Annotated in this window: 15 protein-coding genes; 13 read left to right on the top strand and 2 right to left on the bottom strand. The window is 34.7% G+C overall.

What is annotated here, in order from left to right; genetic code table 11:
• Window positions 1-125 precede the first annotated feature (125 nt).
• From FGF67_RS10980 to FGF67_RS10925, 12 genes are all read left to right on the top strand, one after another.
• Window positions 126-4,346 (top strand): hybrid sensor histidine kinase/response regulator transcription factor, encoded by a 4,221-nt coding sequence (locus tag FGF67_RS10980; RefSeq protein WP_139697704.1) that lies wholly within the window; start codon window positions 126-128, stop codon window positions 4,344-4,346.
• A gap of 431 nt (window positions 4,347-4,777) precedes the next feature.
• Window positions 4,778-6,598: an arylsulfatase gene (locus tag FGF67_RS10975; RefSeq protein ID WP_139697702.1), complete on the top strand. Its 1,821-nt coding sequence runs from the start codon at window positions 4,778-4,780 to the stop codon at window positions 6,596-6,598.
• 55 nt (window positions 6,599-6,653) lie between these two features.
• Window positions 6,654-8,324, top strand: a complete 1,671-nt coding sequence (locus FGF67_RS10970) for a sulfatase-like hydrolase/transferase (protein ID WP_139697699.1) — start codon at window positions 6,654-6,656, stop codon at window positions 8,322-8,324.
• 49 nt (window positions 8,325-8,373) lie between these two features.
• Complete coding sequence (locus FGF67_RS10965; protein WP_139697697.1) at window positions 8,374-9,261, top strand: family 16 glycosylhydrolase; 888 nt, start codon at window positions 8,374-8,376, stop codon at window positions 9,259-9,261.
• A gap of 12 nt (window positions 9,262-9,273) precedes the next feature.
• Window positions 9,274-10,692: a glycoside hydrolase family 28 protein gene (locus FGF67_RS10960; RefSeq protein WP_139697695.1), complete on the top strand. Its 1,419-nt coding sequence runs from the start codon at window positions 9,274-9,276 to the stop codon at window positions 10,690-10,692.
• A 47-nt stretch (window positions 10,693-10,739) separates the two neighbouring features.
• Window positions 10,740-12,290 carry a sulfatase family protein gene (locus tag FGF67_RS10955; RefSeq protein ID WP_233244062.1) on the top strand — a complete coding sequence of 517 codons (1,551 nt, stop codon included), beginning with the start codon at window positions 10,740-10,742 and terminating at the stop codon, window positions 12,288-12,290.
• An 87-nt stretch (window positions 12,291-12,377) separates the two neighbouring features.
• Window positions 12,378-13,907, top strand: a complete 1,530-nt coding sequence (locus FGF67_RS10950) for an alpha-L-fucosidase (RefSeq protein ID WP_139697693.1) — start codon at window positions 12,378-12,380, stop codon at window positions 13,905-13,907.
• A 131-nt stretch (window positions 13,908-14,038) separates the two neighbouring features.
• Complete coding sequence (locus tag FGF67_RS10945; protein ID WP_139697691.1) at window positions 14,039-16,489, top strand: glycoside hydrolase family 2 TIM barrel-domain containing protein; 2,451 nt, start codon at window positions 14,039-14,041, stop codon at window positions 16,487-16,489.
• A gap of 176 nt (window positions 16,490-16,665) precedes the next feature.
• A complete protein-coding gene (locus FGF67_RS10940) occupies window positions 16,666-17,838 on the top strand; it encodes an efflux RND transporter periplasmic adaptor subunit (RefSeq protein WP_139697690.1) in 1,173 nt (390 codons plus the stop codon).
• Window positions 17,839-17,841: 3 nt separating this feature from the next.
• Entirely contained in the window at window positions 17,842-21,006 is a 3,165-nt protein-coding gene (locus tag FGF67_RS10935; RefSeq protein WP_139697689.1) for an efflux RND transporter permease subunit, read from the top strand.
• Between the two features lie 19 nt (window positions 21,007-21,025).
• Window positions 21,026-22,465, top strand: a complete 1,440-nt coding sequence (locus tag FGF67_RS10930; protein ID WP_158293213.1) for an efflux transporter outer membrane subunit — start codon at window positions 21,026-21,028, stop codon at window positions 22,463-22,465.
• A gap of 145 nt (window positions 22,466-22,610) precedes the next feature.
• Complete coding sequence (locus tag FGF67_RS10925; protein ID WP_139697687.1) at window positions 22,611-23,411, top strand: HAD family hydrolase; 801 nt, start codon at window positions 22,611-22,613, stop codon at window positions 23,409-23,411.
• A gap of 10 nt (window positions 23,412-23,421) precedes the next feature.
• Here FGF67_RS10925 and FGF67_RS10920 read toward each other — a convergent pair whose 3' ends face one another.
• Together FGF67_RS10920 and FGF67_RS10915 are read right to left on the bottom strand one after the other, a co-directional pair.
• Window positions 23,422-24,324, bottom strand: a complete 903-nt coding sequence (locus FGF67_RS10920) for an inositol monophosphatase family protein (RefSeq protein WP_139697686.1) — start codon at window positions 24,322-24,324, stop codon at window positions 23,422-23,424.
• Window positions 24,311-25,306, bottom strand: coding sequence for an oxidoreductase family protein (locus FGF67_RS10915; protein ID WP_139697685.1), 996 nt, complete (start codon window positions 25,304-25,306; stop codon window positions 24,311-24,313). Before FGF67_RS10915 ends, FGF67_RS10920 begins: the two co-directional genes overlap by 14 nt.
• Before the next feature lie 316 nt (window positions 25,307-25,622).
• On the opposite strand from FGF67_RS10915, the gene FGF67_RS10910 reads away from it, so the two are divergent.
• Window positions 25,623-25,917, top strand: a 295-nt coding sequence (locus tag FGF67_RS10910; protein WP_139697683.1) for an SDR family NAD(P)-dependent oxidoreductase, incomplete at its 3' end; no start/stop codon positions are given.

Below are 25,917 nucleotides of genomic sequence, written 5' to 3'. Positions count from 1 at the left end.
CATACCTTACCAAACTTTGGTATATGATTCTATTTTTAATTCATATGGTTGATTGTCTTATTTTAATGTGCCAATTAATCAAATGTAGTGAGATAATTATATTTTTGTCTTAAACTAAGATTTTAATGAAAATTAATAGTGCTCCATGCAAGTGTTTTGATTTAAAGATATTGATTACAGTGTTTTTGTGTTCTGTTTTTAGTATATGTAATTCACAGAATAGTATTGAATTTGAACGTCTTACAACTAGTGATGGTCTGTCTCAAAGTGATATAAATTGTATTTATCAAGATGATGATGGGTTTATGTGGTTTGGAACATTTGATGGGCTTAATAGATATGATGGCTATCAATTTAAAAATTATCTGCCAGAAGTAAATAATCACGGAAGTATAAGTAGTAACATTGTTTTTGCAATTACCGGGGATAAAACAGGAAACTTATGGGTTGGAACCACAGGAGGTGGGCTTAATAGATTTAATAAGAAAACTGGGATATTTACCAGATTTGAACATAATGAAAATGATAGTAACACAATAGATAGCGATTATATTACTTCGGTTTGTGTTGATAAAAAAAATAGACTATGGGTAGGTACTGTTCATGGAATTAATATTCTGGATTTAACAAAAAAACAGGAGTCCCCTGTTTTTAAACATTTAGAGACGGTTAATAATAAACCTGTTAAAACAATTCATGAAGATAGTAGTGGAAATATTTGGGTAGCTTTTGCAAATGAATTATTTAAAGTAGAAGAAGATAATATAAGTTTTAAACTAGTAAAGATAAGATCGTTTAATGGGTCTGTAAATTATATTGGTCAAAATGAGTCAGGAGAATTAGTAGTTGGTGCCTATGGAGGTGTCTATATTAAAAATAACTCAAGCATAAAGTCTGATATTGAATTTACAAGAATTATAAAAACTTACCCGCAGTCTTTAGCAGTAGATAAGAATGTTTATTGGGTAGGTACCGAGATTGGTTTGAGGCAGTTTGAATACTCAAAAAAAACAAAGAAGTTTGAAGAAATCGGGTATTTTGTTTATGATCCGCTAAACCCTAAAAGTATTAGTAAAAATATCATAAAAGCCTTGTTCAAAGATAAAACAGGAATTATTTGGATAGGTACTAATGGAGGAGGAATTAATAAATTTGATTCTAATAAAAAGAAGTTTAAACATGTAAGAAGAACCTCCAACCCGCATAGTTTGAGTTATGATAAAATACGTTCGTTTTATGAAGACAGTCAGGATAATTTTTGGGTAGGAACAGAGGGAGGAGGGCTTAACTTGCTTCGAAGGGAAGATAATGATGGAAATTATGATAAGTTTAAAGTTTACCTTGATAGAGCTAAACCATTCGCTTTAGAAGAGGTTACAATTAATGAAAAGCAGTTTCTTTTGGTAGGCTCTGGTTATTCCGGAGCTCTATATAGGTTGGAAATAGATACCGTCAATAAAACAGATAATTTAAATTTTGAGATTATTTTAAAGACGAATGGAGCTATTTTTTCGCTATTACAAGACAGTAACAAAACTATTTGGGTAGGCACTTATAATGGAGGTGTTTATAGGCTTATACCAAATGGTGATGATTTTAAGATTGATGTTTTTAAACATAGCATAAATGATACAAATAGTTTGCCAAATGACATTATAAGAAGTATTTATCAAGATAGTAAAGGAGATGTTTGGTTTGGCACTGGGAATGGTTTATCGCGGTTACATGCATCAGAACTGTTAAAAGATAAACCTAAATTTAAATCTTATATCCATAAGGAAGATGATAGAACATCAATAAGTCATAATTATATAATGCCTATTTACGAGACTGAAAAAGGAGAATTGTTTGTAGGAACATTTGGAGGAGGACTTAACAAATATATGCCTGCAACACAGGAGCATCAAGAAGGTTTCAAATCTTACGGATTAAAGGATGGACTGCCAAATAAAGTGATTAAATCTATCTTAGAAGATGGGTCAGGGAACTTATGGGTGTCAACCAATAAAGGGTTGTCAAAGTTCAATCCTAATACGGAAACCTTTAAAAATTATGATGAAAATGACGGCTTGCAAGATAGTGAGTTTCAGGAGTTAGCTGGAATAAAACGATCAAATGGAGAACTGGTTTTTGGTGGGATTAATGGTTTTAATGTGTTTAATCCTAGAGAAATTAAGGATAATATTGAGCCACCAGAGACAGTTATTACTCAATTTTCATTATTTAATGAAGAAGTTGAGATAGGTGAAGCGTATAATGGCAAAGTACTTTTAGATAGTGCTATAAATTATACACAAATAGTTAATCTTGATTATAGTCAAAATAGTTTTTCATTTGGGTTTGCTGGATTACACTTTGCCGCATCAAAGAAAAACAAGTTCGCTTATATTTTAGAAGGGTATGATAAAGACTGGGTGAAAACAAATTCAGCACAGCGTTTTGCCAATTATACTAATATTCCACCAGGTCTCTACACCTTCAAGGTAAAGTCTTCAAATGGTGATGGTATTTGGGATATATCACCAGCTCGCATTGATTTAAAAATTAAACCTCCGTTCTGGTTAACAAATTGGGCCTATTTATTATATACGTTAGGTATTATAGGTTTACTAATTGGTTTTAGACGGTACACGGTTATCAGCACTACTAAAAAGCATCAATTTGAGCTTGAGCACTTAGAGAAAGAACAAAAAGAGGAATTACAACGTGTAAAACTGGAGTTTTTTACTAATGTTTCGCATGAGTTCAGAACGCCTTTAACTCTAATAAAGGGGCCTTTAGATTATTTACTAGAATCGGAAACTACCAAACATATTCCAGAAGTTCAAGAGCAAGCTAAGATTATGCGTAAAAATACCGATTATTTGATGCGTTTAGTAAATCAATTGCTCGATTTTAGAAAAATTAATCAAGGTAAAATGCGATTGGTTTTAAGGCATACAGATATCATTAGTTTTATAAGGGATATTGCAGAACCATTTCAGTTTACGGCACATAATCAGAACATAAACTTAAAAATAGGGTCTTCTTATAAAAAATTAAAAACATGGTTTGATCATGATGCTTTTGAAAAAATCATGAAAAATATACTTTCTAATGCGTTTAAATTTACTCCCGAAAAAGGAGAAATAAGTATAGAGATATCCAAAGAAATTTTTGATATAGACCAAGTAGTTATCATGATAAAAAATACATCCATTGATATTAGTGAGGAGGAGATCTCGAACATTTTTGAACGGTTTTATTCAAAACCAAATAAAAATAAAAAGTTTCAAAGAGGTTCAGGGATAGGACTAGCTTTTACTCAAAGTCTTATAAATGTTCATCAGGGTACTATTGAAGCTAAATTAGAAGAAGAGAATCTAATCAATTTTATAATCAGGTTACCACTTCATAAATCGGCTTATGAAAATTTACCTGAAATAAGTATAAAGGAAGAAACAGAAAGTGATTTTCTGATAAGGTCCTCAGAACAGGAGTCTTTTGCTATTGACATGAATGATGAAATTACAGATGCTGAGATCATGAACAAACGTTCAAAGCTACCTGTTTTACTGGTAGTTGATGACAACAGTGATATTCGTACTTTCATAAAAAGGGCACTTAGTAAAGATTTTAAGGTGTTTGAAGCGAGTAACGGTCAAGAAGGTTTAGAAAAAGCATTTGAATTAATTCCTAACATAATTATAACAGATGTGCTTATGCCAATTATGGATGGTATTGAGCTTTGTAATCATTTAAAATTTAATAACAATACAAGCCATATTCCTGTAATAATGCTTACCGCTAAGTCTTCTAAAGAAAGTGAAATTGAGGGATTAGAAATTGGAGCAGATGCCTATATAAAGAAACCCTTTGATTTAAATGTCTTAAAATTAAAGCTAGCCAATATTTTAAAACATAGAGCTGAACTTAGAAAAAGGTTTAACAGAGAAATTACATTGCAACCAGAGGAAGTAGTAGTTACCTCACTAGATGAAAAATTTCTTCAGCGTGCTATAGAAATTGTAGAAAAGCATATGATGAATACCGATTTCAGTGTGGAGTTATTGGTAAAAGAAATGGGCTTAAGTAGAAGTCATTTGTATATTAAGTTTAAAGAGTTAACAGGTTTGTCCTCAAGTGCGTTTATTAGGAATATTAGATTAAAAAGGGCGGTGCAACTTTTAGAACAAAGTGATTTTTCTGTAAAAGAAATTATGTATATGACTGGCTTTAATACCTCATCATACTTCTCGCAGTGTTTTAAAAAACAGTTTGGTGTTTTGCCAAGAGATTATATTAAGAAATTAAAAGAAGGTAAAGATAATTTGGGTGGTCAAGATTTAGAACAGGAAGAAGTGTAGTTTTTATATAAAAAGTAAAATATCTGGATGACAATTAGAATTTCTTGAACTTTAAAATCCTAAAATACGAGTGTTTTTTATAAAAGTTATCCCTTAGAGAAAGTCTTTACTGTTGTTTTTTTCTTTTTTGGGAGATTTTATCTTGTTTTAAAGTATGCCAGGCATTCAGTTTAGTAAATTTAGATAATAGGATTAAATGTAAAAACCCATTGTCAATACAAAAACCAAAGGAAGGGGTAATAAACAAAGTAATCATGGTGTTTATATAGAAAACTATCTTTTTTTTTTGCTCAAAAAAAGTTTAAGAGAGCATTTTTTAGTGGAATATAGAGTTTGAGACCATTTGTTACATTATTAGAACCGTATGGTTTAAATAAAGTATGTGATTATAAATACATTTGGTTAAGAAATAAAAAAAACTAGTAGTATAAATGAGGCTGTTACATGTTGTGTGTTTTGCGTGGTTAACCTTTTTAGGGTGTTCTAATAAAATAAAACAAAAAGGTCAAGATATAATAAAACCTAATGTTATCTTGGTGTTAACCGATGATCAAGGTTATGGAGATATTGGAGCTCATGGTAATGACATTATAAAAACGCCTAATATTGATAATTTGTATCAGGAAAGCTATCGTTTAACTGATTTTCATGTAGGACCAACCTGTGCACCTACACGTTCAGGGTTAATGACAGGGCGCTATGCAAATACTGTTGGCGTATGGCATACTGTTGGAGGGTGGTCTTTATTAAGGGAGCGAGAAAAAACCATGGCAAACATGTTTGTTGAAGGCGGCTATGTTACAGGTGCATTTGGGAAATGGCACTTAGGTGATAATTATCCGTTCAGACCAGAAGATAGAGGTTTTCAAGAAACCGTGATGCATGGTGGTGGCGGTGTTTATCAAACACCAGATTATTGGGGGAATACTTATTTTAATGATACCTATTTTCACAACGGGAAGCCTCAAAAATATAAAGGCTACTGTACCGACGTGTTTTTTAATGAGGCTATTACGTTCATAAAGGATAACAGAAACAAACCTTTCTTTTGTTATATAGCAACCAATGCGCCTCATGGTCCATATAATGTGCCAGTAGAGTACTATAATATGTATAAAGAGTTGAGTGATGAGGTGCTCACAGAAAAGCAAAAGCGCTTTTATGGTATGATTACAAATGTTGATGATAATCTTGGTAAACTGAGAAAAACGTTAAAAGAATTAGATATTGCTGATAATACCATTTTAATTTTCATGACAGACAATGGTACTTCTGCAGGAATAGCTTACCACAAGGGTAAACCAGCTACTGGTTTTAATGCAGGCATGAGAGGAACAAAAGGAAGTGCTTATGAAGGGGGGCACAGAGTGCCGTTTTTTATTCATTGGAAAGATGGTAAAATTTCTGAGGCTAAAGATATAAATGAATTGACTTCTCAATTAGATGTCATGCCCACGTTAGCACAGTTATGTGGTATTGATTTACCCAAAGGACATTTACCTTTAGATGGAGAGAGTTTAGTCCCTTTTATTGAAAATACAAAGCATAAAAATAACCGAATGCTTATTGCAGATTCTCAAAGAATTCAAGTGCCTGAAAAGTGGAGAAACTCTTCGGTTATGCAAAACAAATGGCGACTTATTGATGGGAAAGAACTCTATAATCTTGAAATAGATAAGGGACAAAAAGAAGACTTGGCTAGTCAATATCCAAAAAGAGTTAAAGAGATGCGTGCCTTTTATGATCAGTGGTGGAAACAAGTGTCAGAAGATTTTGAAGAAGAAGTATATTTTAAAATTGGACTTAAAGAAGAAAATCCAGTAGCGCTTACCGCACATGATGTACATGCCCCAAATGGTAGCCAACCATGGAATCAAGTATACATAAGAGAAGGAGCAAAAGGGGAAGGCTATTGGAGTATTGATGTGAAAGAAGCTGGTGATTACAACATGGCACTAAGGCGTTATCCTGTTGAAGCTGATTTGTTAATCAATACCAGTATTCCTGGGATAACAAAACAAGATTTGCCTGGTTTAGAAAAGGATATCCCGCAGGGAGAAAACTTGAACTATGTAAAAGCTACTATAAAAATAGGTGAAGACATTGACGTATCTGTTCCAGTAACTAATTCAGATAAGGAGGCCGTTTTTAATGTGTCTCTTAAGTCGGGGAAAACCAAATTAAATGCTAGTTTCTTTAATGATAAGGGCGAAGAAAATGTAGCCTATTACGTCTATATCGAAAAAGTGTAACGAATACTCATACTATAAAATATTAAATATTTCAGACTTACTTTTTTACAAACACATGACTATAAAATCACTTTTTAAAACAACATTATTACTTCTTTTTGTGCTTAATATCTTAAGCGTATTTGCACAAAAGGACGAGCGACCTAATATTGTTTTTATTTTAACCGATGACCAATCTTATGGGTTAATGGGTTGTGATGGTAATGAAATTGTTCAAACGCCTCATCTCGATCAATTGTCACAAGATGGCATATTTTTTACTAATGCCCATATTACAAGTGCCATTTGTACACCGAGTAGAATATCAATTCTATTGAGTCAATATGAGCGAAAACATGGCGTAAATTTTAATTCTGGAACAAGTGTTTCTGATGAAGCTTGGGAACAATCCTATCCTATGATTATGAGAAAAGCAGGATATTATACAGGATGGGTTGGAAAAAACCATGCACCTATAGGAAACGGAGGTTATACTAGTGGTGTTATGGAAAAAAGTTTTGATTATTGGTATGCGGGGCATGGGCACCTTAGTTTTTATCCTAAAAAGGTTCATGAAATTTTTAACGATGCTATTGCTCATACACAACCTGAAGTTATCAATGAAGGCGTTAATGATTTTATTGATAATAATGAAAGACGTTTAAAAGGAGCTATCCGATTTTTTGAAGAGCGTCCTACAGATAAACCTTTTATATTGTCAATAAATTTTAATTTACCACATGGCAATGGTACAAAATCGATGAAATTGCTTCCTGAAGATGATGACATTTACAAAACCTTATATCGTGATTTAGATATTCCATTGCCAGAGCATTATGTGGCCAAGGCTGATATAAAAATACCAAAGTTACCATCTGATTTATTACGTGCTGAAGACAGACAAGATGGATATAATTATGTAGATACACCAGAAACCAATAAAGAACGATACATCCGACAATTACAAGCTATGACAGGTATAGATAGGTTGGTTGGTAATTTGCGTAAAAAGTTAAAAGATTTAAAGTTAGATAAGAATACGGTAATTATTTTTACATCCGATCATGGTTTGTTTATGGGAGAACAAGGCCTTGGAGGAAAAGCATTGTGCTACGAAAAAACCACACATGTTCCTATGATTATCATGGATCCTAGAGTAAAAAGAAAGTATAAAGGATTAAAAAGCGATGCTTTAGTACAAAGTATTGATGTAGCAGCAACCATACTATCTATTGCAGGTTTAGAACAACCAAAAAGTTTTCAAGGCTCCAATATACTTCCTTTGGTTTATGGAGAACCTTTAAAGGTAAGAGATTATGTGTATACTGAAAATTTATGGTCAACACAATTTGGAAATCCAAGATGTGAATCCGTTCAGAATGACGAGTGGAAATACATTAGGTATTACAAGAATGAAACATTTTCGGCCACAAAAAAAATTAAAGTGGCTAAACAATTAGGTATACCCGTTAACAAAATACTCTATACGGTTCATGATCCAGATATTGCAATTTATAGAAGTTTTGTTGAAGGTCCAGTGGATGGCGAACAACCAGTATATGAAGAATTGTATCATTTGAAAAATGATCCAGCTGAATTAAATAATCTGATTAATGATGAGGAGCATGCCTTAATTCTAAATACATTTAAACAACAGTGGGCGGTTGAAATAAAAAATGCAAGAGGCAATGGCGCGCCAAAGGTACTTAGATATACAAATGATAGTCATCCTGATGGTGGACATTAAAAGCTAAAACAAACTGAAGAACATTATTAAATATAACAAACTTTAAAACATGACATTTTTTTATACAAAGCCCTATCAATTTCTCTTAACCTTATTCCTCATATCGTTAACTTCTGGTAGTTATGCACAAAAGGCACCATATTTCAAAGAGGGAGAAAGTCCTGTATCTTCAGAAAAGAAATGGAAGCTCGTTAAAAGCATGTCTGATGAATTTAGCGGCAGTAAGGTTAACCAAAAAAAATGGCAAATTTCAGGTCAAGGTTGGATTGGGCGAGCCCCAGGTTTGTTTTTACCCAGCAATGTCACCGTAGCTCATGGTAATCTGCAAATAACAGCTACTAAACTACCTAAAGATGTAAAAAAAGAAGGAAAAGTATTTACACACGGAGGTGGTTATGCGGGTTCAAGAAAAGGAATGACCTATGGCTATTATGAGTGTAGAATGAAAGGAAACAAAACCTTTATGTCTTCTACCTTTTGGTTGATTAATGAAAGAGAAGAAGCTATTGATTGTGATAGGAGAGTAACAGAGTTGGATGTTCAAGAGTGTGTAGGACAAATCAATACAGATAAGGATTTTGCTCAAGACGCCGATCAAAGAATGGGCTTTAATACTCATAGTAGAGGTATTCAAGATGGTTGTGATATCCCCGCTGGAACCATAGGGGGAAAAACGCCAACAGCAGGAAAAACCTATGAAGATTTTCATGTGTATGGGGTTTGGTGGAAAAGTGAAAAAGAAGTGCTATTCTTCTTAGATGGAGAGTTTGTTGAAAAGGTAACGCCTAAGGCAGACTTTAATCTGCCTATGCACTTAAGAATGGTTGTAGAGACCTATAACTGGAATCCAGTGCCTGAAGATGGTGGCATGACAGGCTCTTTTGAAGATAGAACAACCCTCTATGATTGGGTGAGAACATGGAAATTGGTTGATTAAAAAACTGTGAAAATGAAAAAAGTATTTGTTTTAATCTGGAGTTGTTTAATTTGTTTTTTCTCTTGTAAAAAACAAGAGGTTTGGAATATAAAAGATTACGGAGCCCTTGATGATGGAAAAACAATAAATACATTATTTATTCAAAAAGCCATTGATGACTGTGCAAAAAAAGGGGGAGGTACTGTACTGGTTGATGGTGCCACCTATATATCTGGAACCTTATTGCTGAAAAATAATGTCAATTTAAAAATCACAGAAAAAACGGTACTTCAAGGGAGTATTAACCCTAATGATTACCCAGTTGTTGATCCGTTTATTGATGCAACGGGTCAATTTAGAGGCCAATGTTTTATAGGTGCCATTGATGTTGACAATGTAGCTATATCAGGAAAAGGAACTATAAATGGTCAAGGCGAAATGTTTACGCCCGCCAATATAAAGAAAACCTTATCGAAGCTGAATGTTGAGTTGATAAAACCTGATTTAAAGGGGCTTATTGCAGAAGGAGGCAAGTATGTGAACAATAATATACGGTTGTCAAACAGACCATTTTTAGTACGTATGGTTAGGTCTAAAAATGTAAGGCTTAAAGATATACATTTAAGACAACCGGCCGCTTGGACCTTGCATTTTTTTGAGTGTGACGGATTTGAGGTCGATGGCATTGATATACACAGTCACGCCAATCAAAATAATGATGCCATAGATATGGATTCAAGTATAAATGGTCTTGTTAAAAATGTGACTATTGATTCTGGCGATGATGCTATTTGCTTTAAATCAACCAGTCCTAAACCAACATCCGATATTGAGGTTTATAACTGTAACATTAAAAGTGAATGGGGTGCTATTAAGTTTGGTACGGAGTCTATGGGAGATTTTAAAAACATCACCATTAAAGACTGTTTTATTCATGATACTAAAGGAGGAGGTATTAAAATTTTAAGTGTAGATGGAGCGGATATTAATCACGTATTAATTGAAAATATTGAAATGAAAGATGTTGAAATGCCTATTTTTATCCGGTTAGGAGAACGTGGTTTAACCTACAGAGACGCACCAAAACAGCCTGTAGGTTCTATCAATAACGTAGTTATTAAAAATGTCAATGCTCAAGTTTCGGATGCTTCAAAATTAAGGTTAAATCCAACTACTGGGTTTTTCTTTACGGGAACTCAAAACCATAAAATAGGGCGTATTACATTTGAAAACATAAAGGTGAGTTTACCTGGAGGAGGTGTAGAAGAAGATTCAAAGATAAAGGTGCCTGAAAATGAAACACAGTATCCAGAATTTACTAAACTAGGCGCAACACCTGCCTACGGACTTTATGGAAGACATATTGAATCATTAGAAATGCATGATGTTTCTTTTTCTCTTAGAAATGTCGATAAAAGAGAAGAGATTATTTTAGAAGATGTTAATATGTAGTTTTGAAACACTTGAACAAAATTGTAAAAAGGTAAACGTGATTAATTATGACAAATTATAAATTTCATTTAACACTTCTGTTTTTGATGTCTATGTTGTTTGTAGAAGCTCAAAAAAGTGTTGAGATATCAAACAAAAAGCCGAATATTATAGTTGTTTTAGCAGATGATATTGGTGTAGGTGATATTTCAAAATACCGCCGATTACATAGTGACAACATCATATTAGAAACCCCTAATATTGATAGTTTAGCAGATGCAGGTATGATGTTTACAGATGCTCATGCACCAGCAGCCTTGTGTGCCACAACAAGGTATGCTATAATGACAGGTAATAGTTGTTATAGGAGTTCAGAACCGTGGGGTGTATGGTCGGGTTATGCTAAATCCGTCATAAAAGACGATCAAATGACCTTGGGCAAGCTTATGAAACAAGCCAATTATAACACAGCATTTTTTGGAAAGTGGCATATCGGTACTAGTTTTGCCAAAAAAGGGGTGCCAGAAAAAATTTATGAGCCAAAAATAGGAAAAGCACCTGTACTTGATATTGACATAACCAAAATACTGCATGGTCCAACCCAATTAGGGTTTGATTATAGTGTAACTTTACCAGCAGGCATTCAAAGTGTGCCCTATGCTGTTTATGAAAATGACCAATGGTTGAAATTAAAAGAAGATTCTAAAATTGAAATTATTGATGCTGAATACTTAGCTAAATTAAATTTGAAACTTGATAAAGCTATTGGCTATGGTGATTCAAATTGGGATCCCCATAACATAGGAACTATTCTAGCTAATAAGGCCGTTGATTATATAACCAAAAATGCCAATAAAGAAAAACCATTTTTCATGTATTATTGCTCTCAGGCGGTTCACGTACCACATGCGCCAGCCAGCACATTAGATGGTGTTAACATAAAGGGAACTACACCATCTTTGCATATGGATATGATTAAAGAGCTTGATGTGCAAATGGGCATGATGGTAAATACATTAAAGCAACAAGGCATATATGACAATACGGTATTTATTTTTACTTCAGATAATGGAGGATTGCTGGGAGATAAGAAAACAGCAAAATCTGGGCATAAAGTAAGCGACATCTATCGTGGAGCTAAGAATCAAGCATATGAAGGTGGTCATAGAGTACCGTTTATTGTCAGTTGGCCCGATGAAATAAAACCCAATCAAATGTCAGATAATCCCATTTTAGGGTTGGATATTATGGCTACTATAGCGGCCATTTCAAATCAAAAACTTAGTAATAATGTAGCTCAAGATTCATATAACTTATTACCTGTTTTAAAAAATGAAAAGCAGGCAACAACGCATCCTTTTTTAATGGTTCAAGGTGGATCTCAACATGAGTTTATTTTAATTGATAACGGATGGAAATTGATTCTACAAGTTGATAAAAAGGATAAAACAAATAAAACAAGTACACCTGTAGCCTTGTTTAATTTGAATGATAATGTAGAGGAAGAAGAGTCTAAGAATTATATCAAAAACCCCAACTATCAAAAAAAGATACAAGAACTATATAATAAATATAATCAAACTCGAGAGAGTTTAGTGTTTACTGGATCGCATTTTTGACATTTTGTTGCAGTATGTAAACCTTTTGTGGTATGCCTCGTTAAGTTTAATTAAGACATTTGTATAAAATAAACTTAAGTGGTAATCATGAAATCTTTTATACCTTTTTTTAAATTAGTTGTAGTCCTATTTTTTGTAGGACATATGTCGGCACAAGAAAATTTTAAAGCAACCTGGGAATCTTTAAAAAAGCATAAAGCAGTGCCAGAATGGTTTGCAAATGCCAAGTTAGGGGTGTATTTTCATTGGGGGGTGTATTCTGTTCCAGCTACAGATGGCGAGTGGTATCCGCGCTGGATGTATGTACCAGACCGCCACCCAAATCTTTGGGGAGGAGAAGTGTATAAAAAGCACAGAAAAAACTACGGTGAAAACTTTCATTATCATGATTTTATTCCCATGTGGAAGGCTCCAAAGTTCAATGCCAAAGCATGGGTAGATATGTTTGAAAATATGGGGGCCAAATTTATTGGATCAATTGCAGAACATCATGATGGGTTTTCGCTTTGGGATAGTCAAGTAAATGAATGGAATTCTGTTGGTATGGGGCCTGGTATTGATGTGGTAAAAGCCATTGGTGAAGAAACTAAAAAAAGAGGCTTAAAGTTTATGGCAACATTTCATCATGGGTTTCATAACATGTTTTATCCCAAACCTGATTTGTCTTATTTACGTCCTGTAACACTTAATACGTACAATTATGTATACGAAAATTGTGAGGTGCCACAAGATGAAAAATATAAAAACCTCTATTGTAATATGGATTATAATGAGGCGCAAGACCTTTGGTTAGGAAAATTGAACGAAGTTATTGAAGCGCATTGCCCTGATTATATCTGGATGGATTTTGGGCAACGTTTTATTTCTGAAGATTACAGAAAACAGTTTCTTGTAAACTATTTTAATAAGGCAAAAGTAGAAAACAAAGAGGTTGTTGTAAACACCAAAGGCAATTTTTTTCCAACCGAATTAGCTGTGGTTAATGTGGAGCGTGCTACTATGGAAGATATTACATCAGAAGTGTGGATTACCGATTTCATTTTAGGGAGTAGTTGGTGCTACAATAAAGAGAAAAGAACTGCGATTGATCCTGCACAGGCTATTAGGATATTAGCTGAGGTGGTAAGTAAGAATGGGGTTATGCTTTTATCGGCGGGTCCTATGGCAGATGGAACTATGCCTGTAGAGCAAGTGAATGCTATGGAAGGTATTGGGGCTTGGATGCAATTATATGGTGAAGCTATTTATGATACTAAACCGTTTTTAGTGTTTGGGGAAGGTACTACTGTTTTAAAAAGAGATGAAGCAGACGCTTGGAATGCATACGGAGCTATCAAACAAGGGTTGAACAAATTAAATTCGTCCGATGTAAGATATACCCAAAAAGGAAAGGTGGTGTATGCTATTCAATTGGGGTGGAATGAAAAGGAATCAGAAAGAATCTTAGAAGTCTTTGCTAATCAAGGTAAGGCATTAAAAATTAAATCGGTGTCTGTTTTAGGAAGCGAGGAAAAAATTCAATGGAAAAGGAATAAACTAGGGTTAATTTTAAAACAGCCTAAAAATAGACCAGCAGAAGCAGAAAAAGCGTTGGTCTATAAAATAGTTTTAAAATAAGTTTATATACACGAATAATCCTATCTGTAATTGGAAATGTTAAAAAGGAATAATGAAAGATAAGATAATTGTTGATATTAAAAAGAAGATAAAATAATAAAAAAATAAATCAAATATTTAAAATTAATAAAATGAATAAACTTTTTAGTTTACTATGTTTTTTAGTAATGGGATATTATCTGTGTGCTCAGGATCTAAATTTTAATGCTTCATGGAAGTTTTATAATGATAAGGCCCAAGGTGCTGAACAGATAACATTTGATGATTCAAAATGGCGAAATTTGGATTTGCCGCACGATTGGGCTATTGAGGGACCTTTTGATGTAAAATACAATGCCCGCGCAGGAGGATTGCCATTTCATGGTACAGGTTGGTACAGGAAACATTTTAAAATGGAAGCCAATACCAAAGGAAAGGTGGTTCGATTAGAATTTGAAGGCGCTATGTATAATGCTCATGTGTGGATTAATGGAGAATTGGTTGGGCATCGTCCGTACGGCTATATTGGTTTTGAATTTGATATTAGTAACTATTTAAAGTATGATGGCTCAGATAATGTTGTGGCAGTGCGGTTAACTCCTGAAGATTTATCATCACGGTGGTATCCAGGAGCAGGTTTGTATCGCTCCGTTTGGTTGAAAATTGATAATCCTATTCACGTTGGTCAATGGGGTACTTATATTGTTACACCAACCGTAACTGAAAAATTGGCGGTGGTTCAAAATGAAACAACCGTGATTAACAATAGCAATGAGAACACTTCGGTTACGGTAAAGCATGAGTATATTGATCCAGATGGAAAAACGGTAGCTACAGTAGAAGATAGTATTGAGGTTGAAGCCCATTCAAAGGCTGTTTCTGCGGTTTGGAATAACATTGAAAATCCAAAGATTTGGGATATCGGCGTTCCAAATTTGTATAACGTTATTACCACCCTTAGCGCAAACGGAAAAATTACAGATACCTATAAGTCTAGAATTGGTTTAAGAAGTATACGCTATACCAAGGATGGGTTTTTCTTGAATAATAAGCTGGTACGCTTTAATGGGGTATGTATACACCATGATAATGGCTCGTTAGGGGCTGCGGTTTATAAAAGAGCCGACGAACGTAAATTACAGATTATGATAGATATGGGGGTGAACGCCATTAGAACAAGTCATAATCCACCATCACGTGAATTTTTAGAGGCTTGTGATGAACTTGGTTTAGTGGTGCTAGATGAAGCTTTTGATGTTTGGAAAATGGAAAAAGTGCCTAATGGGTACAATAAGTTTTTTGACGAGTGGGCTGAAAGAGATTTGAAAGATATGATTTTACGAGATCGTAATCATCCTTCAGTAATTATGTGGAGTACGGGTAATGAAATTATAGAGCAACGTGATAGAAAGAACGGTTGGAAGGTTGCTAAAATGCTGCATGATGTATGTAAAGAAACAGATCCTACGCGCCCAAGTACTATGGGTATGAATAATTACATTAACCCTTATACCTTCAATTTTGCACAGCAAGTAGATATTGCGGGTATGAATTACAAACCTACAAAGTATAGCGAAATAAGAGACATGTTTCCAGAATTGCCTTTATATGGTTCAGAAACATCAAGCTGTACGAGTAGTCGTGGGGTATATCATTTACCAATAGAAAAATACCAAACACATGAATCAAAACATGTAACAAGTTATGATTTAATTGGCCCACCATGGGCATACCCACCAGATGTTGAATTTCACTTTCAAGAGCAAAACCCCTATGTTATGGGAGAATTTATCTGGACAGGTTTTGATTATTTAGGAGAACCGACACCCTATGGCGGAAAAGACAATTCTACCAATGGGTATTGGAATGCCGATTGGCCATCACATGGTTCTTATTTTGGAGCGGTTGATTTATGTGGGTTTCCTAAAGATAGGTTTTTCCTATACCAAAGTCAATGGAGCACAAAACCCATGATTCACCTATTGCCGCACTGGAACTGGAAAGGTATGGAAGGACAAACAATTCCTGTGTATTGCTATACAAACTGTGATAGTGCTGAGCTTTTTGTTAATGGAAAGTCTATGGGGAAAAAGGTAAAAGGAAAGGATTTAACCGAATTAAAAGTTGATTTTTTAAGGTACGAGCCTAAAACATTCCAATCTAAATACAGATTGTCTTGGAATGTACCTTATGAAGCAGGAAGCATAAAAGTAGTAGGCTATAAGGATGGAAAAGTGGTTCAGGAAGAACAGATTAATACGGCAGGAAAGCCTGCAAAAATTAGTTTGTCTGTTGATAGAGCTGAAATAAATGCAGACGGATCTGATTTGGCTTATGTAACCATAAGAATTGAAGATAAAGACGGTAATTTATGTCCCAATGCTAATAACTTAGTAAATTTCTCTGTAAAGGGAGCCGGAGAACTTATCGCGGTTGATAATGGAGATCAAACGAGTTTAGAGTCGTTTCAGGCGCCTCATAGAAAAGCTTTTAGTGGCATGTGTTTAGCTATTTTAAAAGCTTCAGAAACATCAGGAAACATAACGCTGTCGGCTAAGTCAAAATCATTACGTAGTGCAAAAATTACGGTTTTAAGTAAATAAACAAAATTAGCAATGCTATTTTTAAATGGTGGTTGGGGTGTTATCCTAACCACCATTTTACTTTGTAAAAGTTTTAAATGACTCTAAATTAATGTAAAAAAGAAGTGTTCTAATCTGAGTATTACTGAAATAGTTTTATCTTTAACCTAATCAAACGTTAAAGAAATTACCTCTTCATGAAAAGCAATTACCATTTCAGTTTTGTGGCTTTTATTTTAGCCGTATCAACTTTTGTATTGTCCTGTAAGGATAAAGGCAAAGAATTAGCAGCAGTTCCACCTAATGTTAAGGTGATTAAAGTAATTCAAAAAGATGTCCCCATTTATAGAGAATTTGTTGGGCAAGTCTACGGATTTCTTGATATTCCAATACGCGCAAGAGTTGAAGGTTTTCTGGAGGGGGTGCATTTTAAAGAAGGTTTTCCCGTAAAAAAAGGACAATTGTTATATTCTATTGATGCACAGCCGTTTGTTGCTCAAGTTTCTTCTGAGCAAAGTAAGGTAGCTCAAGCAAAAATTCATTTAGTAAATGCAGAGAATGAGTTGGTACGATATACACCTTTAGCAGAAATTAATGCCGTAAGTAAAAGTGATTTTGATGCGGTTAAAGCAGATAGAGATGCTAGCGCCGCATCCTTAAAAGCGGCTCAAGCCAACTTAAAAATTGCAGAAATTAATTTGAGCTATACTAAAATTAAATCCCCTATAGATGGTTTAATAGGAAAAACAGAAGCTAGAACAGGTGAGTTTGTGGGGAGAGAACCTAATCCTGTTATTTTAAATGTGGTTTCAAGAATTGATCAAGTTAGAGTTCAGTTTTTTATAACGGAATCAGAGTATATTATTTTAGCCAGAGAGTTTGCTAAGCTTGATGAAAAAGACAAAACCAAAAATGCTTCTGAAAGGGCAAAAAGAAATATAGAGTTGATTTTAGCCGATGGTACGACTTATGAGCATAAAGGTCTGGTTGAATTTGTTGGAAGAGAGGTTGATGAGTCAACAGGTTCAATTATAGTTCAGGCTCTATTTCCTAATCCGGAAGGGTTGTTACGGCCAGGTATGTTTTCTAAAATAAAGACAGAAGTTGATATTCTAGAGCATGCTTTACTAGTGCCCCAAAAATGTGTCAGAGAACTTCAGGGTCAGTATTCTGTTTTTGTTGTAGATAAGGAGAACACCATTCAATCAAGAACGGTTAAAGTTCTTGAAAATATTCATGATATGGTAGTTATTGAAGAAGGGGTAAATGAAGGTGATTTGGTTGTTATGGAAGGACTTCAGAAAGTGGCCACCGGCATGAAGGTAAGCCCTGCACTTACTGAATTTAAAAGTCAATATTCAAAAAAATAGATTATGGCTGAGAATTCAGGGAATTTTTTCGTCCGCAGACCCATTGTGGCTATGGTTATAGCAATTGTTATTGTTATTGTAGGCGGTGTTTCAGTAATTGGTTTACCCATTGAGCAATATCCAAATTTAACACCTCCAATAGTTCAAGTTAGAGCTAATTATACCGGAGCTAATGCTATTAATGTAGAAGAATCTGTGGCAACACCATTAGAGCAAGAAATTAATGGGGTTGATAATATGATTTATATGAAATCTACCAATGCCAATGATGGTAGTATGGTTATTGATATTTCTTTTGATGTGGGAACAGATCCCGATATGAATACGGTTTTGGCTCAAAATAGAGTATCGGCTGCATCTGCAAAATTACCTCAGGAAGTGACTAAGTATGGTGTTACAACTAAAAAGTCTTTACCGAATATTATGATGGCTTTGGCGTTAACATCAGACGGTAGATATGATCAAGAGTTTTTAGGTAACTACGCTTTAATTAATATAAAGGACCAATTAGCAAGGGTAAAGGGAATTGGTCGTGTTGATATTTTGGGGGCTTCAAATTATTCTATGCGTATTTGGGTAAAACCAGATCTTCTAGCTAAGCTGGGGATGACTGTACCCGAAATAATGGCCGCTATTAATTCACAGAATATAATTGTACCAGGAGGAAAGTTTGGAGCAGAACCAGCACCTGCTGGAACGGAGTTTACTTACACTGTTAGACTACCTGAGCGTTTTAATTCACCCGAAGCCTTTGAAAATATTGTGGTGAGAACAAATTCTGATGGTTCTCAGGTAAAGATTGGAGATATAGCAGAAGTTAATCTTGGGGTTGAAACGTACAATATGATTCCAAGGGTTAATAAAGAAACCTGTGCTATTATAGCTTTATATCAAGCTCCAGGATCTAATGCGGTTGAGCTAGCCCAGAATCTATTAGCTGAAATGGATGAGCTGTCAAAAAGCTTTCCTGAAAGTGTTAAATATGAAGTAGCACTAGATTCAACCTTACCAATTACAGCCGGTATAAAAGATATTGTGGTGACTTTAATTGTTGCCCTTGTTCTGGTAGTATTTGTAGTATTTTTATTTATACAAGATTGGAGAGCAACATTAATACCAACCTTAGCTATTCCAGTGTCTTTGGTTGGAGCATTTATGTTTTTTCCGCTGTTAGGGTTTACCATTAATGTTCTATCTCTTTTAGGGTTGGTTTTAGCCATTGGTATTGTAGTTGATGATGCTATTGTGGTGGTAGAAGCTGTTCAGGTTAATATAGCTAAGGGTATGAATACCAAAGAGGCTACTTTTGATGCCATGCGTAAAGTTACGGCACCAGTAATAGCAACAACTTTGGTTTTAATAGCGGTATTTATTCCGGTGGCAGGGATGGCGGGTATAACAGGCTTGCTTTATCAACAATTTGCAATAACTATTGTAGTGTCGGTTATTGTGTCTTCCGTAAACGCATTAACACTCAGCCCAGCATTGTGTTCTATTTTATTAAAGGAGCCTAAGCCATATTCAGGTGTTTTAGGTAAAATATTCGAGAAATTTAATGGTGGATTAGATAAGACTACTAATTCTTATATGAGTTTCACCAATATTGTAACCCGAAAAACAAAAAGAGGAGTCGTTTTTATAGTGTTATTGACCATAGGAGCTGCTGTATTTGGGAAAATGGTACCTGGAGGTTTTATACCTGAAGAAGATATGGGATATTTCTATGTCAATATTCAATTGCCAAATGCTGCATCTATTCAAAGAACCAATAGAATTGCTCAAGAAGTTGAAGAAGTTATTTTAAGTCATCCTGATGTTACATTTTTAACTTCCGCTACAGGTTATAGTGTTTTAGCTGGATCTATGGTGCCTAATAATGGTTTTATGTTTGTAACACTCAAAGAATGGGGAGAACGCGAGCTAACAGCTAAAGAAATTATAGGTAGGCTGAATGTTGAATTAGCTCAAAAAATAAAAGGGGCTCAAGTATTTGCTTTTGGACCACCAGCCCTCCCTGGTCTAGGTAATGGTTCTGGTTTTAGTATAATGATTCAAGACCGTGGCGGAAATACACCAGAGTATTTGGGCGCTAATACGATGAAGTTTATACAAGAAGCGAATAAAAGACCAGAGATAGGTGCTGCGTTTACAACATTTCAGGCCAACGTACCTCAACGTTTTATGGATATTGATAAAGAAAAGGCCTTGAAATTAGGAGTTCCTTTAAATGATTTATACGCAACTATTGGTGCTTTTATGGGTGGTGCCTATGTGAATGATTTTACACGTTTTGGAAGATTATACAAAACCTATATTCAAGCCGAACCAGAGTACCGGGAAAGTGAAGACCAGATTAGAAATTTCTTTGTGAAAAATAATGAAGGAAATATGGTAAGATTATCGGCAATAGCAACCGTAAAGCCCGTAAGTGGTCCTGATTATACCAACCGATTTAATTTATATAGAGCCGTTGAGGTAACAGGAGCTCCAGCTCCTGGGTACACCTCGGCTCAAGCTATGGCAGCATTAGAGGAAGTAGCACAAGAGTCCTTACCAGATGATATGAGTTATGGTTGGAATGCTATGTCTTTTCAAGAAAAGAAAGCTTCTGGCTCATTAGCAGTTATCTTAACATTTTCATTGATTTTTGTGTTTTTAATATTAGCGGCTCAATATGAAAGTTGGTCTTTGCCTTTTTCAATATTATTAGGAACCCCGTTTGCTATTTTTGGAGCCTTAATCTTTCTATGGATATCAAGATTGTTTAGTCCATCTTTTGAAAATAACATTTTTGCACAAGTTTCCTTTGTCATGCTTATTGGTATGGCAGCTAAAAATGCTATTCTGATTGTAGAGTTTGCTCATGATGAGTTTAAAGGTGGTTTAAGCTTATTTGATGCGGCAATTAAGGCGGCTAAATCTAGATTTAGACCTATATTAATGACGGCATTTTCGTTTATTCTTGGGGTTTTTCCATTGGTTATAGCAACTGGTTCGGGCGCCGAATCTAGAAAGGTCATGGGAATGGCTTTATTAGGAGGAATGACTATTGCTACCTTATTAGGTGTTTTCTTTTATCCCATGTTATATGTTTTAATCGGTAAGCTAGGTAAATATGAAAAGAAAAGAGAACGCGAATTGTCAGTAATAAAAGAAATTTCAAATTAAGATGAAAAAAATATTAAAAATGAATAGCAAATTATTATTTGTAGTAGTTCTTGTTTTTATCTTTTTATTGGAAGGATGTAAAGTAGGACCAAAATATAGGAAGCCGGTTTCAAAAATTGACTCGACCGCAGTTTACAGATTTGATAGCTTAAAGGTGGCACAAACAGATTCTCTAATAAATATAAAATGGTGGGAGATGTTTGATGATCCGGTTTTAGAGGAATTGATAAAAATTGGGTTAGCAGAAAATCAAGATTTATTAATTGCTTCAAGTAGAATTGACCAAGCCAAAGCTCTACTCGGAATGTCAAGAGCGGATTTATGGCCAAAATTTGGTTATAACGGTAGCGCAACCCGAGGGAATTTAATTGCCGGTCAACCCAATCCAGATTTGTCTACAAGTAATTTGTTTACAGGCTTTGGAACAATAAATTGGGAACTTGATTTTTGGGGAAAATTCAGGCGTGCTAATGAAGCGGCCAAAGGTGAGTTATTGGCTTCAGAATTTGGAAAGCGATCAGTGCAAATTGGACTTATTTCTCAAATAGCTACCACGTATTATCAATTGCTTGATTTTAAATGGCGTTTGTATATTTCTCAAAAAACATTAGAGCTTAGAGACAAGTCATTGTTTATAGTCAGTGAGCGTTACAAAAATGGTATTGTTCCTGAAATTGACTTAAATCAATCGCAAATTCAACGTGCTATAGCAGCTGCTGCCGTACCATTTTTTGAACGCAGTATCGCCCAAACTGAAAATGCGCTTGCTGTAATTTTGGGTAGAGTACCTCAAGCTATTCAGCTTGGCAAAGCACTTAATACGCAGAACATGCCGCCTGATATTCCTGTGGGACTACCTTCATTACTACTAACCAGAAGACCAGATATCATGCAGACAGAGTATTTAGTACAGGCACAAAATGCAAGGATTGGTGTGGCTGTGGCGCAACGTTTTCCGTCCATAAGTTTAACAGGGTTTTTAGGTTTAGCAAGTACAGATATTTCAGATTTTACGAGTAATCCAACGGCTTATGCTGGAGCGGTGAATATATTAGGACCATTATTCGAGTTTGGTAAAAATAAACGACGTGTAGATGTAGAACGTTACAAAACGGAACAGGCTATTTTGCAATATGAAAAAACGGTGATAACAGCATTTAAGGAGGTTGAAGATGCTTTAGTTGCTATTAGCACACTAAAGAATGAATTAGAAGCACGTAAATCACATGTGAAAGCTGCAGAAAACGCTCAGTATTTGTCTTCTGAACGTTATGATAAAGGGGTTACTAGTTATTTGGAACTCATAGAGAGTCAGCGACAAGCTTTCGAGGCTAGTTTAGGGTTGTCTGAAGCCACTCAAAAGTTATTTAGTGCTTATATTTTTCTCTATAAAGCACTAGGTGGAGGGTGGATTTCAGAAGATGAAATGATACAAGCTGCACAGGCCCAAGAAAATTAGAGATTGTTATTATACAGATATTAAAGGCGTAGAATTTTCAAAATTTTGCGCCTTTAACTTTTAAAATTAAATTTTAAATAAATTTAACTTGGTAAAGTATTTTTTAACAAGACACTAATGTATTTTTGTTGCTTAATGGTAGCCTATGGATTTTTCAAAAGTTAAGCTTGTAGTATCGGATATGGATGGCACTTTATTAAATCAGAATAACGAAGTGAGTTATCGGTTTTTTAGCCAGTTTAAAGCATTGAAGAAGCGAAACATACATTTTGTTGCGGCTAGTGGTAGGCAGTATCAGAGTATTGTAGATAAGTTAGACATCATTAAAAATGATATTACTATTATCGGTGAAAATGGAGGTGTTTTACAGCATGAACAAGAAACTAAGGTGCTACTACAACTATCAAAATCCGAAGTTGCAAAGACTGTGGAGCTTTTAAGAACTATATCACATTGTTATGTGGTATTGTGTGGGAGAAAAGCCGCTTATATAGAAACTAATGATGCGCATTTTATTTCTAAATTTAAACAGTATTATGTGGCATATGAGGTGATTGATGATTTGCTACAGGATATTGATGATGAATTTCTTAAAATAGCGGTTTACCATTTTGAATCAAGCGAAGACTTTGTGCTTCCGCATATTCAATCATTAAATAAGAGCTTCCAAGTTATTGTTTCAGGCCAACATTGGCTTGATATTTCGCATATAAATGCAAATAAGGCTTATGCCTTGCAAATGGTTCAGGAAAAAATGAATATTGCCACCCATGAGACTATGATTTTTGGCGACTATAATAATGATTTAGAAATGATGCGCTTGGGTTATTTTAGTTATGCCATGGGAAATGCCCACCCTAAGGTTAAAGAAGCTGCGCGTTTTGAAACTAAAACGAATTCAGAAGAAGGTGTGGAGTATATTCTTGAAAAACTTATAGCTTCATAATACACAATTCTTAAACGTTGCCAATAGAGTTTTGAAAATATGCAGTGTACATATGTTGTATTGCAAGCCCTAAATTTTTATTGCTTGCAAAAAGAATTCCTCTGGCATTCATAAAGGTTGAAGTTTTTGAATTTAGATGTAAAGGAGAACCAAAAATATCACCAACATAAGCACCTATTTCTTTATAAATGCAAGCTGTTGCGGCATAATCCCAAATGCTTCCATTGCCGTCTTCTCGTTTAGGAAAAGCAAAAAAACAAGATGGCATATGTTCTAGGGCTTGGCAAGCATTCATGACAGCGCCAAGAACGGGCATGCATGTGATGTTGTTGGTGCCAAAATGAGATGCTACCTCATTTAATTTTGATGTAACATCGTTAAAGTGGGTTTGTGTTTTAAAACTGCCGTTAAAGTAAAAACTTAAAGTATGAGGAGTATTTGAAGCTATATGCCATGGTGTATGGTTTTTAAATGCACCTTGATTAATAATAGCATGGTATAAGTTTTGATTAACAGGATCAAAAACAACGCCTATTTGTGATATGCCTTGCTTTGAAACTAAGGCTATGGATACCGCATATCCTGATCTGGATTCCGTAAAAGGTAATGTACCGTCTAAGGGATCTATACACCAAAAATAGTCTTTCTCTAATCGACTTTTCGTATCAACACTCTCTTCTGTAAGAAGACCTAAATCATAGGTCTTAATTGTTGGTTTTAAGATGTTTAAAATTAAGCTTTCGCATTTTAAATCTACCTCGGTGACCACTTGGGATGCTTGGCTAGTGCCACTTTCTTTTCTTAAAACTTTTAGATTATCCTTATTATAATTATGTATGAAGTTGCCAGCTATTTTTGCTGCAGCCATTGCTTGTTTGCAAAGATAATTTAAATCAGAATTATTTAGTATCAAAATGACTAGATTTAAGTTGAGAAATAACTTGTTTGGTTAGCTTTTCGCTATAGCTGTTTAGTTTCCAGTGTTCTGGACTCCATCCTTTTAAAAAACGATGAAAATCAGCCCAAGCAACAGGGAAAAGAGTACGCCATTCGGTTTCTAATTCCTGAAAATTGATAGTGCTTCTTTTTCTTGTTAATGCTATCTCTAAAGCTTTAAAGTAGTAGTTTAATAACTCTTTTTCAAGTTTTTCACATTCTTTTTCACTTAAACAACTTCCTATAAAATAGGCTACGTCCTTCATGCCGCAACCGCCGCCTACATACTGAAAATCTACTGCAGCCACCTTTTTGCTGTTAGGAGTAAAACAAAAATTGGCAAGTTTTGCATCTCCATGAACAAACGTTTTAAATTTACACTGGTTTAAACATTGATCGATTTGAGAAGCAGCGTCCTTTAAGATAACATCATTTAGGGCTTCAAGTTCATCGGGTCGCGTTTCTAAATGCCAGTAGGTTCCTGTTTTCCAGAGTTCGGTTGGTGTCTTATTGATAAAGCAAGCATGAAAATTAGCTAGCCAATTAAGACATAGTTTGATATCGCTTAATTGTACAGAATGTCTTATTTCAGAGAATCCAGAAGCTTTCAAATCTTCTAATATTATAATTGATTCTGCATCCATTTCTTTAGCAAAATAGCAATCAGGAACATAACAATAATCATCACAGTGTTGGCTCCATAATTTGTAAAATGCTTTTTCAATATGGTATGATTTTAATTTTCGCTGATGAGACAAATTGGTGTTCCATCCATGTGGGTGGTGGTTTGATTTTGGACGTTTTATATGTTTTAAAACAATAGATTGGTACTTGGCTTTGTTTAAAGTACATCTTAAAATGCTTCCATATCCGCTCCAAAGGCTTTGGATTTCTTCAACTTTATTAATGGATTCGGCTTGGGTGATATCAAGAACTATGGTTTTAATCGATGTGTCCATAATTGAAATAAATGTTCTGCAAACATAAGGTTAAAAATAGAAAGCTGTTAAGGTGAAATTCAAAATTTCGTCCTGATGTATTAGTGGTTTTATTGGGTGTATATTGGGTTAATAGGTTTGTTGTAAGGTGTTTATGTTTGTTTTAGCTCGTGTTTTTTTTGATGTAAATCTTTAATTTTCAATTTTGTAGATTATTAGCCTTTGTTTATATTTGCATGCAGGACAGAGCAGGATACTTGGTTTTTTTATCTAAAGAAATCAAGGTTTTATTGAGAGACCTAAAAAACTATTTAAGGAACCAAACATACAAGACTAGATGAGTAAAACAATAGTAGTAACAGGAGCAGGCGGTGTGCTATGTAGCACACTAGCCTCAGCCTTAGCAAAGCAAGGCAACAAAATTGCGCTTTTAGATTTAAATAAGAGTTCAGCCGAAGCAGTTGCAGATAAAATTAATAAATCGGGTGGAGATGCCATTGGTGTAGAGGCTAATGTTTTAGAAAAGGAATCGCTTATTGCAGCAAAGAAAGAAGTTAATGAGGCATTTGGTGGATGTGATATATTAATAAACGGAGCAGGTGGTAATCATCCTTTAGGAACCACAAGCAATC

The organism is Allotamlana fucoidanivorans (assembly GCF_006265225.1).
Classification (GTDB): domain Bacteria; phylum Bacteroidota; class Bacteroidia; order Flavobacteriales; family Flavobacteriaceae; genus Allotamlana; species Allotamlana fucoidanivorans.
This window is presented reverse-complemented; position numbering and strand designations above follow the sequence as displayed.

Coding starts and splice junctions, on each gene's coding strand:
- FGF67_RS10940 (WP_139697690.1), top strand. CDS start 16,666: ATGAAAAGCAATTACCATTTCAGTTTTGTGGCTTTTATTTTAGCCGTA.
- FGF67_RS10935 (WP_139697689.1), top strand. CDS start 17,842: ATGGCTGAGAATTCAGGGAATTTTTTCGTCCGCAGACCCATTGTGGCT.
- FGF67_RS10950 (WP_139697693.1), top strand. CDS start 12,378: ATGAAATCTTTTATACCTTTTTTTAAATTAGTTGTAGTCCTATTTTTT.
- FGF67_RS10980 (WP_139697704.1), top strand. CDS start 126: ATGAAAATTAATAGTGCTCCATGCAAGTGTTTTGATTTAAAGATATTG.
- FGF67_RS10970 (WP_139697699.1), top strand. CDS start 6,654: ATGACTATAAAATCACTTTTTAAAACAACATTATTACTTCTTTTTGTG.
- FGF67_RS10945 (WP_139697691.1), top strand. CDS start 14,039: ATGAATAAACTTTTTAGTTTACTATGTTTTTTAGTAATGGGATATTAT.
- FGF67_RS10925 (WP_139697687.1), top strand. CDS start 22,611: ATGGATTTTTCAAAAGTTAAGCTTGTAGTATCGGATATGGATGGCACT.
- FGF67_RS10955 (WP_233244062.1), top strand. CDS start 10,740: ATGACAAATTATAAATTTCATTTAACACTTCTGTTTTTGATGTCTATG.
- FGF67_RS10965 (WP_139697697.1), top strand. CDS start 8,374: ATGACATTTTTTTATACAAAGCCCTATCAATTTCTCTTAACCTTATTC.
- FGF67_RS10930 (WP_158293213.1), top strand. CDS start 21,026: ATGAATAGCAAATTATTATTTGTAGTAGTTCTTGTTTTTATCTTTTTA.
- FGF67_RS10915 (WP_139697685.1), bottom strand. CDS start 25,306: ATGGACACATCGATTAAAACCATAGTTCTTGATATCACCCAAGCCGAA.
- FGF67_RS10960 (WP_139697695.1), top strand. CDS start 9,274: ATGAAAAAAGTATTTGTTTTAATCTGGAGTTGTTTAATTTGTTTTTTC.
- FGF67_RS10975 (WP_139697702.1), top strand. CDS start 4,778: ATGAGGCTGTTACATGTTGTGTGTTTTGCGTGGTTAACCTTTTTAGGG.